This is a genomic window from Streptomyces sp. UF-297 (assembly GCF_058245575.1).
Map to the genome: position 1 here is coordinate 21,615 of NZ_JBSIBZ010000098.1, position 13,154 is coordinate 34,768.

Sequence of the window (13,154 nt, forward strand, 5' to 3'; positions counted from 1 at the left end):
AGCTTGCACCGCCGGATTTTGGGAGTTTTGGGAGCCCTCTACGCGCGCGCACGCGATGGGAGCGGTCCAGAAAGTCCAGAAACCACGGCGCCCCGACCGCCGGGCAGACGGTCGGGGCGCAGGGGAGGCGATGCTCAGGCCGCAGGCGCCGCCGACTCGACCCGGCCCGCGTACACCCCGTGGGCCTTGCGGCGGGCCGGGGTGACGGCCCCGGACTGCGGCGATGCCTGGTCGAGCATCAGCCGGTGCACCGACAGCGGAGCGGTCACCCGCAGCGAGTGCCCCTGGCCCCGGCGGACCAGCGGCGCGTCGCTCAGCGCAGCCCGGATCTCCTCGGCGGAACTGTGCTGCAGCAGCTCGCCGATCAGGCCCGGCATGTCGATGGCCACGACCGGATCGGAGTCGGCCACCGGCTCCTGGTCCTCGACGTCGGCGGGCTCGGCGTCCTCCAGGAGCTCGTCGACGACGTCGCGCGCGCCCGCCAGATCGAGGACCCGGCGGATCGTCTTCGGGTCGACGCGGTGTTCCCGGGCGAGCGCCTTCACCGCCGTGCCCTCCTCGGTGTACGCCTTCACCACCGCGGCGACGGCGGCCTCGCTGAGCGCGGACGGGCGACCGAGCGTCTTGCCGGACGCCTCGGCGGCAGCCACGCCCTCCTTCGTGTTCTCGCTGATCATGTCCCGCTGGAACTCCAGGACCCCGGCGAGCATCGTCACGAACAGCTTCGTCTGGGGATCGTCCGCCGCCAGGTCGAAGCCCGACCACGCGCCCGTCGCGATCCGCAGGTGCAGCCCGCGCCGCTGCAGGACCTCCCGGATCTGGATGACGTCCTTCGTCGAACGGAACAGCCGGGCGGCGTCCGCGATCCTCACCGTGTCGCCGACCGCCGACTCGTCGAGCAGCTCCCGGAACCCCGCCCGGCGCACCGCGTACACCCGCGACGACGTCGCCGGGTCCTCGTACTTCGGCGCGCCGGCCTTCAGCAGCTCGGCGAGCGCGTGAAGCTGACGGGCATTGGTCTGCTTGTCCGTCGAGTGCCGCAGGTACAGGCGGTCAGCCACGGCCGCTGTCCTCCGGCAGGTCGGAGTGCTCGGACTGCCAGGCGCGGGCCAGGAGCAGGGCCTGGCGCGCCTCGGTGACGATCCCGTCGCGGTCCTCGGCGGTGTCGTCGGCGCGCTGCAGCTCGACACCGCCGTCGTGCTCGTTGGCGCTCTGCAGGTAGCGGGCCTGCCGGGTGAGGAACGCCGCGGCCTCCTCGAGGAAGGCGCCGCCCGTCGCCGCCATCGCCTCGGCGGCGGTACGGATCTCGGCGACCTCGCCCCGGACCCGCTCAAGGCGGGCGGCGTAGCGGGCGCGGTCGGCCTCGGTGTAAGGGATCTCGTTGTTGTGCCAGTCCACGCGCTTGAGCAGGGCCATGGCCTATGCCTCCTCGTCGGCGGAGACCTGCACGGCCTCGGCGAGCTGGGTGACGCGGTCGGCGGAGTGTGCGATCCGCCCGGCCTCGACCCGCAGCGACTCGGCGGCCTCGTCGCCGCGCTCCAGCCACTTCGGGGCGGTCTCCTCCAGGAGGAGCGCGATGTTCTTCAGCACGGACGACAAGTCCTTGAGGCCCTCGCGCAGGTTGCCGTCGTCGATCCGGTCCTCGGCGCGGGGGAGAGTGTCGTGCGGCGGAAGGTTCCGGCGGACAGCGGCGGCGGCCTGGACGTCCTCGGAGCCCTCGGCGGGCACGTACACCGTGCCGAGCTCCAGGCCCGGCGTCATGTGCGCGGCCTCGGTGCCGATCCCCGAGACCATGCCGACCAGACGCGGCGTCACGGTGTAGACCTGGTCGCGCTCGCCGGGGTCGGCGCGCACGTACTCGTCGAGCTTGAGTGCCATCTCCGGCGGGAGCTGAGCGAGCAGAGCGGCCAGGGCGCCGACGCTGTCGAGCATCGGGTGCGCCGCGATCGTGGCGGCGAGCTGATTCTCCTGCTCGGGGGTGGGCGTCGACTCCGGGGCGGATGACATGGGTGTCCCCTCGATAGGCCGGGCCGGGGCGGCATCCGGCGGTCGATGAACACCCTAGGGAGGGAAAAAGGGGAGGCGCAAGTACGGAATGGAATCCATTGGATCGCAACCCCGGATTGCGCCCGTTTTCACCCGTTCGGGGGATTCGGCCCAATGGAACGCGACGGGGAGGGACAATCGACCGTTTTCCCCTCCCTGGTGGATTGGATCGAGGAACACTTCGTGGAACCCCGTTGAACCTCCCGGCGCACATCGGGGCGGAAGAACCAGGATGAACAGGGGCAATCGTGCGGCCGGTGCGGTCTGCCCCGCGCCCGCCGCGCAGGCCGCTGACCTGCGAAAGGAACACTTCGTGGAACCGTCCTACGCGCGCGCGTGTCACGAGGGGTTCCACGGACCGCCTCCCGCCGGGCGGACTTGAGGAGCAAGTTGCTGGCTCACCGCGCGGGAGCGGCAGGACTGTCCGCCCCGGGCGCACGGCGGATCGGGCGAGGGTCGACGGACCCGAACCGAGGAGATCCCGATGATGAACGTGCCCGTCGAGAGCAACCCTGCCGAGGAGCTGGCCGACCTCCTGGAGGCGTTGCTGTCCACCACTGAGCGTGAGGGCGTCGTGCACATCAGCGTGACCATGACGCGCGGGGACATGACGCTGAGCGAAGCATGGGAGGACATCCGGCGCCGCGAGGACCTTCAGCGCCGCTACGGCCTTCGCGGTCTGCTCAGGCGCTGGATCGCAGGCGCCAGGTGATCGAAGTTGTCTGAGAGGGATTCTCCGGCCGATCTTCGCTCCCGTACGCCCCCAGGAGGGCCTTCACGGCGGCCGCGGCCGGGGTGGACGCTGGGGAAATGGCCCGGCGCTGGCGTCACCGTCACTGTGTCGTCTGCGGCAAGCCCCTGCCGAAGAAGGGCTCGCCGCAGCGGAAGTACTGCGACGGCGGGTGCAAGGCGGCCGCGTACCGGGACCGCTGCAAGGCCCGGCAGATCTTCGGCACGGCGATGTACGCCTACAACCTCCGGGACGCGGGGAACCTCCTCGACTCGGCGCCGTACTTCTGCTCGTACTGCGCGAAGCTCCTGCTGCCGGGCATCCGCCGGCGGGCCGACGCGGCGTACTGCTCGGGGAAGTGCCGCACGCGCGCCTGGAGGGCCCGTGAAGCCGCGCGGGCGGAGCTGGCGACCGTGACGGCCAGCCGTCACCCAGACGGCCCAGAAACGGCCCTGTGACGCTTCCACGTCACTCCTCGGGCGTCACGGTGCCCCCGGGGGCCTCACAGGCCCGCACAGCGGCGCCCCGCGCCCGCCGCAAAGGCGACGCTGGCGACCTTCCCGGCCGTCGACTCCGTGCACACAACGGCTGAGGGAAGTAGTCGGCGTACCGAGAGCTCCTCGACGACCCCCTTGTCTCGCAGGTCAGAGGGCCTGTCGAGGTGTCCGCGGCGGGCATGAGCGATGCGACCCGGGGCGCGACCCGGAGTGCGACCGAGGGCGCGATCCGGACTGCGACCTAGGGCGCGACCTCCTATCGGCCCATGCTCGGTCCTCCCCGGGACTGGGAGGGAGGGTCGTACTGGTAGGGCTCGGGGCTGTAGCTGTTACGCGCCCGCTCCGCCGCACGGGCCTGCTGCTCCCGGGCGAGCGCGATACGGCCGGCGCTCTCCTGCTCATGCAGCTTCGGGAACTTCTCGGCGATCACCGCGCGCTGCTGCTTCTCGGCGCTCGCGTCGGCCGCGGCGCTGCGGAACGAGTCCGCCTCCCGCCTTTGGGTGGCTGCGTTCTTCTGCAACGAGCCGATCCGCTGACCGTTACGGACGTCGATGCTGTGCCCGTGCGCGGCGGCGACCTTGCGCATCTCCGTGAACTCCGCGGACACCGCCTCGACGTCGCCGGGCACCGGCTTGTTGGCCTTCACGGCCTCGGCGAACCGGCTGGTCCGCAGGAGGTCCCACGCCTCCTTGAGGGTCTCGCGGGCCGCCACGCTGGCCCGGCTCTGCTCCTGCCACGCCGCAGCCCGCTGGGCGGTGACGGTGTCGGAGAGCTTCTTCGTCCCTGCGCGGGTGTTGCCGCTCATCCACAGGCCGACGGTCGACTTCTGATCGGTCTTGCGGATCTCAGCGAGCCACTTCGTCCGCTCCTCGGCGGTCCGCTTTTGCGTGGCCGCGATGTCCAGCTCGGTGTGCACCGTGGTGAGCAGCTTCTCCGCCTGATCGAGGAGCCCGCCGACCTCGGCCGCCCACTGCCTGCCCGGGGTGGTGTCCTCGGCTGCGGCCTGCTCGATGCGCTCGACGAGCTTGTTCAGCTTCTCCTCGGTCTGCTCGGCGAGCTCGTCCTGAGCCGTAGCGACCTTGAGCTTCCGGTCGATCGTCCGGTTGAGCTCGCGGTCGGTGAGCATCCCGTACGGGCGCTCCGTCCACGATTCGACCTGGCGTTCCTCCTGCTCCTCCCGGATCCGCTGCAGCCGCTCCATGTGCTCCTCGGTGAGCTGCGGCTCCTCCTCGCGCAGGGCCTCGCTCTGCGCCTGGTCGGCGGGGGAGGGACGCCGGATCGTGGTGGACTTCGCCCGCGCGGCCGCCGCCATCCTCGACTGCCGCAGCCTGCGGTCCGCCTCCGCCTGAGCCTCCTCGGCGGCCAGGTCGCGCTGCTTGGGCAGCGGAGCCGGGGCCGGCGGATCGGGCAGCAGGTGAGACACCATGCTGTCCGGCTTCGACTGCTTGAGGAACCGGGCGAAGGCGTCGATCGAGCGCTCCAGGAGCTCCTTCTCGCTGCGCGCGTCGCCGAGCCGGACGCGGGTCTCCTCGTCCTCGAGGACCGCCAGCGGCAGCCAGATGTGGTTCTGCTGCCGGGCCCGGGTGATGCCGGGGTACGTGGCGAACGCGTTCGCACCGTGCCCGTACATGAGCGAGGTGTTCGTCGTCAGACCTTGGCTCGCCGCGACGGTCATGGCATACCCGAGCGACAGCGCGCCTTTGGACACCTTGTCGGCCTTCACCCATCCCGACTCGTAGCGGAAGCCGTCCTCGGCGGCGGCGTCCTTGACCCGCCAGGTGATCTCGACGCTGTGGTCCGGGCGTATCGCGGTGACCACCGCCCGGTAGCCGTTGAGCATGTCCGGGCCCTCGCCGCGCCTGCTGCGGTAGTCGTTCTCCCGCACCCGCACGACGTCGCCCACCGCGAGCGTGAGGGTGTCGCCGCCCGCGAGCGCGTACGTGTACTCGTCGCCGAGTTCGCCGGCGACCCGGCGGATCTGCTGCGCACCGAGGTTGAGGGCGTTCACATCGGTGTTCTTCGCGGCGAGCACCACCATGTTCGCGATCAGGTCGTGCGGGTCGGTCCACTCCTGCAGCCGCAGTTCGTCCCACGCCATCAGGATCTGGGAGCGGGCGTCCTCGGCGGTCTCGGCGGCGTGCACCCGGCCGCCCTCGGCGAGCATCTGCAGGGCGCGCTGGTGGTCCCCGGTGCGCCAGACCTCCAGCGCGGCGCGCTCGGCGGCGTCCTCCTGGCGGCGGTTCTCGGTGAGCGTCAGCCCGTGCACGAGCTTGTGAACCTCACGGAACCAGCCGCCGGGCCCGACCGCCTGCAGCTGCAGGTGGTCGCCGATCGCCACCACCTTCGTGCCGGTACGCGCGGCCTCCGTCATCAACACGGCCGCGGCCCGGTCGTCCACCATCGCCGCCTCGTCGACGACCAGGACGTCGACGCCGCGCAGCCCGTTGCCGTCCTCGATCTGCTGCAGCCAGGACGCCACGGTGCGCGCCGGGATGCCGGACGCGTCGGTGAGGTTCTTCGCGGCGGCCGCGGCGAGCGTCGCCCCGGCGTACGTGGTGCCGGTGGCATCCCAGGCGATCCGGCACGCCTCCATCAGCGTCGACTTGCCCGCCCCGGCGACGCCGACCAGGGCGTCGATGCCGTGCCCCTCGGTCAGGATCCGGGTCACCGCCGCGCGCTGCTCGGCGGACAACTCGAACCCGGCCGCCACCTCGAAGACGCTGATGGCGGCCTGCGCCTGGTGCTCGGTGAGCTGCACCGAGCGGGAGTCGAGCCGGTCGACGGCTTCCTGGGTGACCAGGTCCTCGGCGTCGAGGATGTCCTGGGTGGTGTACCGGCTGTTCGACGTCATCAGCGTGGCGCCGACCGGCGGTACGTACACCGCGTAGCCCTCGACCTTGAGGACCTCGTCGCACAGCCTCTCCAGTACGTCCGGCTCGCCGCCGATGCCGTACTCCAGGCTGTTGGCGACGGCCGCCAGGAGCTGCGCGCGGGTGAACAGCTTGTCGTTCGCGGTGAGCCCGGTCTTGGGGTCGAACACGACGGCCGCGATGTCGCTCGGCGGCGGGATGCGCGGGCCGCCGCCGGGCCCGTCGAGGCCCGCGCCGCCGTCCGGGCCGGGGTGTCCGGGCGCGGCCGCGGCGACCATCGCGTCGACGTCGCCGACCATCTCCTCGGCGCGCGTGCGCCAGCTCGTACGCATCTCGGTGGCGTCCACGTCGAGCTTCTCGCGCTTGGTCTGCGCGCTGACGGTCTTCTTCTCCGTGAGCGACGCGTCCGCGCCGGCCTTCGCGTCGACGAGCGCCGCGCGCCGCGAGAATCCGTCCCGCACCTGCTCCGGAATCCCGGTGATCTCCCATGCGCCGGTCCGCTCGTTGCGCTCGCGCCGTACGCCGAAGCGTTCGTACGTCAGCGCGCGCACGCGGGCCTTGAAGACCGCGTCGAGCGCGGACGCGTGCCGGTACAGGTCGAGGCCGCGGTTGCCGATCGAGCGCCACTGGCCGTCTTCGCAGAGCGCCATGTTGGCGACGGTGACGTGGATGTGCAGGTGCGGGTCGCCGGGCTCTCCGGCGCGGATCGGGCGGGCGCTTTGGTGCTCGACCGACCAAGCGAGCAGACCGCCGGTCGCCACGCGTATGGGCTCGCCGTCCTTGCTGCTGATCGCGTAGCCGACCCACTTCTCCATCTGCCGGAAGGTGTCGGCCTTGGCCTGGTGGACGATGGCGCGGTACTCCTGCTCGCTGAGCGAGTCCATCAGCCCTTGCAGCACGGAGTCGGACTTCGGGAGGTCGAGGACGACGTCCCAACCCCGCTGGCGGCTGTCGGTGCGCAGGTCCTTGTGCTCCCACGCACTCGCCAGTTCGTCGGCGCCGTAGATGTCGTCGAGGGAAAGGCCGGCCGCTCGCGTCAGCTTGTGGAGGGTGCCGACCTGCAGCCGGGCGCGCTCTCCGTCCGTGGCCACCTTGCGCTGCTGCGCCTCGAATACCCGGAGCTGCTTCGGCTTTCCGTCGAAGAGTTCGGCCACCGAGATGCCCTTCTCCGCGGCGGCCTTCACGATCGCCTCGACCGCCCGCGCCAAGGTGAGCTGAGCCTTCTCGTGGGTGCGGATCGAGGTGGTCCCCTTGATGAGCCGGGCACCCGTTCGCGGGTCGCAGCCGTTCATGATGAGGCGGGCCGTGGCCTTGCCGTCCTCGTCCAGGACGGCGCCCTCGACGAGTCCGAGCGTGGCCAGTCCGCTGCCCATCCAGACGAGTTCGGCGCCGCCTTCGGGTCGCAGACGGTAATCGACGATGCGGTCCTTGCCGTCGTCGAGGACGACGGTGTTCGCGCCGTCCTCCATCACGACGGCGCACCCGGCCTGCTGCTTGAGCCGGTACTCGACCTGCTCGTCCGCCACGATCTTCGTCACCCAGGCCACGGCCGTGCTCCCCCGTACGACGCGCCGCACGCGTCTTGCGTTTTGTGGCCTTTACCCGGCTATGCCGTGGTTCCCCGACAGGGGAACCGCGTTGGTCCTTACCCTGCTTTTGATCTTGAACCGTAGTAGGTGGGGAATCGGTGCAGGTGACAGGCCAGCGAGCAGACGACCTTCGGTACGTCACTCAATCACCTGGAGAGATCACCTGTCACTGAGGTAATCCTCACTGGCCTCTGGTCGAGGTTCCGGACGATCGACCGGAACCTCGACCGCCCGGATCGCGGGCGGCCGGTGAATCCGGGCGGCAGTCACCAACGGTGATCAAGGCCAAAGGGACGCCCCGGCCTTTGGCTGGCTATTCCGCTGGCGAAAACGCCCGCAGGAATTCGAGTCGGGGACCGTGAGGGGACGGTGTTGGGGACCGTCCCGTTGCTGGCATTTCCGCCAGCGGGAACGACCCCGGGAATGCTGCCGGGATGGCGGGCGGATTGGTCGGCCGCCCGGCGCCGGCCTCTACACTCCGAGCACGACGAGACCCCCGGCACTATGACTGCCGGGGGTCTCGTTGTGCGGGTGGGTCGTGAGGGTCAGGGCCCGGCGATGAGCCAGAGGATCAGCGCGGCGTCCAGGTCCTGGCTGTAGCGGTAGACGATGGTGATTCCGCGGCCGCCGGTCTGCTCGGGGAGCAGGTCGATGGCGTAGGACTCGGATTGGGGATCGGCGTCCGGCAGTCCGCGGGCGTGGTCGGGGGTGGGGTCTTCCTCGAGGGAGGCCCGCACCGACATGACGGCCGTGCGCTCGCTGACGCTGAGGTCGGTCCGCAGGATCTTGTCGGCGGCGTCGCTGTAGAACGCGTGGCTCAAGCGCCTGCCTCGCTCATCTTCCGGCGGAGTTCGGCGGTGACGTCGTCGGTGCTGCGCATGAGCGCGGCCATGGCCTGCGGGTCGCACCGCAGTATCACCCGGTGCCGGTATGCCTGGGTGATCTCACGGACGCGGGTGAGGTCGTCCAGGTCGGCGTCCGCCAGCTCCGTCTCGAAGGCTTCGAGGTCGCCCGGGATCCCCCAGACACGCAGTGCGGCGCGCAGTTCGGCGAGCGTGCGCATCGGCGGCACGACGTCGTGGTGTTCGGGTTGTGCGGTCACTGGCCCTCCTTGGGTCGGTGGTACGAGTGTCCTACTCGCCACGGCTGGCCGTCACCGGTCTCCGAGGAGCTGCGCGACCATCGGCCCGGCGGCTTCGTTGACCCGGCGCGCGATCTCGTTGACGACCTGCTTGGCCTCCTCGACCAGGGCGCGGCCCTCGGTGTGCTGCGGGGCGGGCAGGTCCCAGCCGGTGGTGGGGATCAGGATGTTCGAGACGGTGAGGACGGCGGGGCGGTCCCCCTTGATCTCGGGCTCGTAGGCGTGGCGGTACTTGTCGTCGCGGGCCGCGATGTCGTACTGGGTCGTCCAGTCCTGCCAGGGGTAGCGGGGGCGCCGGTCGGCGGGGAGGTCTCCGTGCCACAGCGGGACCGACACCTTGAGGAGCAGGTCGCCGTTCTCCGTGAAGGCGGTGGTCACCGACTGCAGGTCGGGGCGCAGGTTCACGTACCCGATGAGGATCGGGGGCGTGGCGACCTCCCAGGCTGCGGCGGCGAACTCGTCGGCACTCAGCGGGTCGCCGGGGGTCTCGTACTCGTGGAACTTGGCGGGGCGGTCGGCGATGTAGGCGCCGTACCTGCTGTAGCCGTTGCTCGCGCGCGCTCGGTCGGCGGTCTCGTCGACGGAGACGAGGGTGGTGGGTGTCCAGTCGGTCATCGGTTCGGTTCCTCTCCGGAACGGTGCGGGGCCGCCGTGGTGGCGGCCCCGGAGTTCATCTTGTCGTGCGGGTGAGACAGTCCGGGCCGGTTTGAGCCGCTACGCCCGGCCGGGCTCGCGGGCGGTCTGGTCGAGGATGTCGGCGTGGTCGAACGCCAGCGACGGCAGGCTGGAGGCGGGCCACCAGCGGGCGGTGCGGGCGTCGTCCCCGGCGACGATCGGGGTGTCGGCGGGAACGACCGCGAGGTAGGCCGTGGTGACGTACCGGCCGCGCGGGTCCCGGTCGGGCCGGTCGAAGACGCCGATCTCCCGCAGGTCCTCGGCGAGGACCTGCACGCCCGTCTCCTCGGCCAGCTCCCGGGCCGCCGCCGCGCGGCTCGTCTCGCCCCGGTCTACGTGGCCCCCAGGCAGCGCCCACGCGCCCTCGTGGGGCGGCCAGCCGCGTTCGATGAGCAGCACGTCGCCGTCCGGCGTCATGGCGACCACGTCGGCGGTGTAGCTGATGGCCTCCGGCTCGGGCTCGGTCCGGTTGTGGACTCCGGCGGGCAGTAGGTCCTGGTCGACGTCGCGGTGCTCGATGGTGGCCTCCTCGCCGACGCCGAGCAGCAGCTCGTGCGACAGGCGGGCCAGGCCGACACTGCGGTGCCGGCCGCCGGTGCAGCCCCACGCCATCGTGACGTCGGCGCCGGTGTCCTCGGCGAGGCCGCGGGCGGTGGCGACCGCGTTGAACGCGAGCCGCTCGGCGCCCCGGGTGTCCCGGACGTGGTCGTAGACCGCCTGGTCGAGGCCGGTGAGCGTCTTGAGCGTGGGGTCGTTGAACGGGTTGCGGAGCAGTGCGCGCAGGTCGTAGGTGAGATCGGCGGTGGGCGGTTCTCCGTGGCCGTAGCCGAACGAGATGATCCGGATGGTCATGTCAGCTGTCCTCGAAGCGGTCGCGGGCGCACAGGGCGCACAGGGTCATCAGTTCGTGGCGCTCGTCGTCGGGGTCGAGGGCCTTGGTGAACGGGTCCTCCATGACCTCGACGTCGTCCTTCTGCTGTCCGCACACCTGGCAGGTCTTCACCAGCGCCTCGCGGACTCGGTGGATGGCCAGGCCCGCGCTGTCGCCGATGAAGCCCGCAGTCTCGTCGAGGTGGTCGGCGAGGTCCTCGGCGCCGGTCTCGCGCAGTCGGTCGGCGATGTCGCTGACCAGATCGGCGAAGAGCCGCAGGGCGGTGTGGTCGCGGTTGGTGTCGTCGAACAGGGCCGCGAGTGCCTGGTCCTGGTCGCTGCGCCCAGCGGTGTCTCCGAGGGCGATCTCGCGCAGCTTGTGCACGCCGAGCGTGATGGTGGCCAGGGCGAGGGTCGCGTCGTCGAGCAGCGGGTTGGTGTTCACCGTCAGCGGGTCCTTCCGGTCAGAGGGCGGCGATCAGGAGCGCGGCGATGCCCAGGAACAGGTGGTGGAAGCTCTGGTCGAGTGCGTACGCGCCGGTTCCCAGGTGGGTGGGGTGGCCGTTGTCGTCGGTGACCTTGGAGCCGAGGGCGTAGAACTCGGCCTTGCCGGTGAGCTGCGCGAGGCGGGCGAGCGTGGTGCGGCGGTCCGCCCACCAGTGGCTGGCGGCGTCGATGCCAAGGCCGGCCGCGATGCCCAGCACCGTGACGGGCAGGTCGAGGACCAGGACGACCGCGGTTAAGGCGATGCCCTTGCTGATCGTCAGTCCGAGGACGTGGCGCGCGTCGGCGAGTCGGCCCGTCCAGCCGGGGCGTCCCTTGGCCTGCGCCTGGTGGGAAGTCTGGACCCAGTGGTCGCCGACCGAGTGCGCGACGTACAGCGCGATGAAGGCGGCGGCGAAGACTGCGGCGTTGGTCATGGGCGGTGGGCTCCTTCGTCAGGTGCTGCAGGGGTGGGGTCGGTCAGTAGCGGGAGGGGCGGACTTCCCAACCGCCCTCGTCGTCGGGGCGGATCTCGAGGCCCGGGGCGGTGATCGAGCCGGGTCCGGCGTGCACGGCGCCGGGGTACAGGGCGCTGAGTTCGCCCAGGAGTGCGGCGATCTGCTCGGCGATCTCCTGGGCGCGGGCCTTCTCGTCGCCGCTCGGCATAGTCTGTCGCATCTCATCCGCCTTAATCGCTGTCGTTTCCGCTGGCTTTTTCGCTTGCAGTAATTCCATGATGCAGACTCAGAGTCTGCATGTCTAGCGTTTCGCAGACTCTGAGTCTGCGTTTTTGCTGCGGTGCTGGTCAGAGCCGCACGGCCGCCGTCGTGGCAAGCGTGGGAACGGCGGCGCCCCTCTTAGGGGGGAGGGGTAAAAAGGACGGGCGCGTCCGCGCCCGGCACCCCCGGGTGCGGGCCCCTGCGGAGCGCGCGTTCACCGTCACCGCCCGCTCGGCCGCAAGCGGCCTCCCGTGCGGCGCCGGGCGCGCTCCGCGGCCTGCCGCACGTCACGCGCCCCTTCGGACGTACGGAGCCCCGCTGAGCGCTGCGGCTCGGCGGGGCTCCTTGATGCCACCCAAAGCGGGGGGCGGGCGTCGCGGGCTGCGCTGGTCGGCCGGGTGCGGGTCAGACCTGGGCGGGCTCCTCGGCGGCGACCTCGTCGGGCTCCTGGTCCTCGTCGGCGTCGGTCTCGTACGTCGCGCCGTCGCGGTCGAGGCCCTCGGCGACCCGGGCGGCTTCGAGGTAGCGGGCCGCCTCCTCCTCGTCGATCCGCAGGTTCAGCCGCCCGAAGACGAGGGCGATGAGGTCGTCCGGCTCGACGTGGTGGGGCAGGGGCTGGCGGAGGATCCAGTTGGTGTGGCGCTCGTGGACGAGGTGCCGCGCGGCCCTCATCAGCTCGGCGTGCCGCCGCTTGGTGCGCATGGCCTTGAACATGGTCAGCTCTCCCGGATTCCGTCGCGGCTGTTGCGGGCCTGGTCGAAGAGGGCGGCGGCCTCGTCCTGCAGGACGATGACCGGCTTGCCGGAGGTCCACGGGTCGTCGTCCTCCTGGCGGCGCTGGCCGGTGAGGAAGTCGAGCAGCACCCACAGGCGCTCGCCGTCGCTGCCGAACTCGGGGGCAGCGATGGTCAGGTAGACCGCGCCCGCGACGTCGCCGAACGCGTCCTTGCTGATGACCGGCCACATGGTGAGCAGGTCGCGGACGTCGAGCGTGCCGCCGAATCCGGTGTACGGCTCTCCGTCGCGGGTCGTGACGGTGATCTGCTCGTCGCGGGTGTTCGTCGCCGGGTCGTGCACGGTGACGTCCAGGCCGAACACGCGGGCGGCGTCCAGGAGCCGGTAGTACAGGGCGCGGTCGGTGACGAAGCCCTCGACCGCGGCGCGCTGCTCCCACCACATGCCGTCCGCGCCGGTGCCGGACTCGCCGGGCTGCGAGCCCACGGTGAGGAATCCGGCCCGGTTGAGGGCGGCGAGCGTGGGGACCAGGTGCGCGGTCTCCTCGTCGGGGCCGTAGTTGGGCTGGTAGCCGGGCCAGGAGGCGAGGGCGCCCTCCAGCCACAGCGCCATCAGCTCGCCGAGATCGGCGACGGTCTTCGCGGACCTCCAGGCCCGCCGGTCGGCCAGGCTCATCCAGGGAAGTCGCATGTCAGGCCGCCTTCACGATCATGCTGTCGGGGCAGCCGCCGTTCGCCTGCTTGTGGCTGTTGCAGGCCGGGCAGTCCTCGTTCCACTTCAGGCCCTTGTGCGCCTCCCGC

At 71.2% G+C, this 13,154-nt stretch carries 15 protein-coding genes; 2 read left to right on the forward strand and 13 right to left on the reverse strand.

Annotated features, from left to right (window positions below; all coding sequences use genetic code 11):
- Positions 1-134: 134 nt before the first annotated feature.
- Genes AC4IJH_RS36895 through AC4IJH_RS36905 form a run of 3 tightly spaced genes read right to left on the reverse strand, consistent with a single transcriptional unit; the run spans position 135 to position 2,007 of the window.
- Entirely contained in the window at positions 135-1,061 is a 927-nt protein-coding gene (locus AC4IJH_RS36895; RefSeq protein WP_490856355.1) for a recombinase family protein, read from the reverse strand.
- Complete coding sequence (locus AC4IJH_RS36900) at positions 1,054-1,416, reverse strand: hypothetical protein (RefSeq protein WP_490856356.1); 363 nt, start codon at positions 1,414-1,416, stop codon at positions 1,054-1,056. The genes AC4IJH_RS36895 and AC4IJH_RS36900 overlap by 8 nt, the downstream gene beginning before the upstream one ends.
- A 3-nt stretch (positions 1,417-1,419) precedes the next feature.
- A complete protein-coding gene (locus tag AC4IJH_RS36905) occupies positions 1,420-2,007 on the reverse strand; it encodes a hypothetical protein (RefSeq protein ID WP_490856357.1) in 588 nt (195 codons plus the stop codon).
- A gap of 523 nt (positions 2,008-2,530) precedes the next feature.
- Between AC4IJH_RS36905 and AC4IJH_RS36910 the strand changes: the two genes are divergently transcribed.
- Positions 2,531-2,758, forward strand: coding sequence for a hypothetical protein (locus AC4IJH_RS36910; protein ID WP_490856358.1), 228 nt, complete (start codon positions 2,531-2,533; stop codon positions 2,756-2,758).
- A 98-nt stretch (positions 2,759-2,856) separates the two neighbouring features.
- Complete coding sequence (locus tag AC4IJH_RS36915; RefSeq protein ID WP_490856359.1) at positions 2,857-3,234, forward strand: DUF2116 family Zn-ribbon domain-containing protein; 378 nt, start codon at positions 2,857-2,859, stop codon at positions 3,232-3,234.
- Between the two features lie 295 nt (positions 3,235-3,529).
- On the opposite strand, the gene mobF is transcribed toward AC4IJH_RS36915, so the two are convergent.
- The 10 genes from mobF to AC4IJH_RS36965 form a co-directional block, all read right to left on the reverse strand.
- A complete protein-coding gene (gene mobF / locus AC4IJH_RS36920; RefSeq protein ID WP_490856360.1) occupies positions 3,530-7,690 on the reverse strand; it encodes a MobF family relaxase in 4,161 nt (1,386 codons plus the stop codon).
- Between the two features lie 587 nt (positions 7,691-8,277).
- Positions 8,278-8,553 (reverse strand): hypothetical protein, encoded by a 276-nt coding sequence (locus AC4IJH_RS36925; RefSeq protein ID WP_490856361.1) that lies wholly within the window; start codon positions 8,551-8,553, stop codon positions 8,278-8,280.
- Positions 8,550-8,834, reverse strand: a complete 285-nt coding sequence (locus AC4IJH_RS36930; RefSeq protein ID WP_490856362.1) for a hypothetical protein — start codon at positions 8,832-8,834, stop codon at positions 8,550-8,552. The genes AC4IJH_RS36925 and AC4IJH_RS36930 overlap by 4 nt, the downstream gene beginning before the upstream one ends.
- Positions 8,835-8,885: 51 nt before the next feature.
- Positions 8,886-9,488 carry a hypothetical protein gene (locus AC4IJH_RS36935; RefSeq protein WP_490856363.1) on the reverse strand — a complete coding sequence of 201 codons (603 nt, stop codon included), beginning with the start codon at positions 9,486-9,488 and terminating at the stop codon, positions 8,886-8,888.
- Positions 9,489-9,587: 99 nt separating this feature from the next.
- Entirely contained in the window at positions 9,588-10,400 is an 813-nt protein-coding gene (locus tag AC4IJH_RS36940) for a RapZ C-terminal domain-containing protein (protein ID WP_490856364.1), read from the reverse strand.
- A 1-nt stretch (position 10,401) separates the two neighbouring features.
- Positions 10,402-10,863 (reverse strand): hypothetical protein, encoded by a 462-nt coding sequence (locus tag AC4IJH_RS36945; protein WP_490856365.1) that lies wholly within the window; start codon positions 10,861-10,863, stop codon positions 10,402-10,404.
- A 19-nt stretch (positions 10,864-10,882) separates the two neighbouring features.
- Complete coding sequence (locus tag AC4IJH_RS36950) at positions 10,883-11,338, reverse strand: transcriptional regulator (protein ID WP_490856366.1); 456 nt, start codon at positions 11,336-11,338, stop codon at positions 10,883-10,885.
- Between the two features lie 43 nt (positions 11,339-11,381).
- Positions 11,382-11,579 (reverse strand): hypothetical protein, encoded by a 198-nt coding sequence (locus AC4IJH_RS36955; protein ID WP_490856367.1) that lies wholly within the window; start codon positions 11,577-11,579, stop codon positions 11,382-11,384.
- A 446-nt stretch (positions 11,580-12,025) separates the two neighbouring features.
- On the reverse strand, positions 12,026-12,334 hold the full coding sequence (locus AC4IJH_RS36960) for a hypothetical protein (RefSeq protein WP_490856368.1): 309 nt from the start codon (positions 12,332-12,334) through the stop codon (positions 12,026-12,028).
- Positions 12,335-12,336: 2 nt separating this feature from the next.
- A complete protein-coding gene (locus AC4IJH_RS36965; RefSeq protein ID WP_490856369.1) occupies positions 12,337-13,044 on the reverse strand; it encodes a DUF6919 domain-containing protein in 708 nt (235 codons plus the stop codon).
- Between the last annotated feature and the right edge of the window lie 110 nt (positions 13,045-13,154).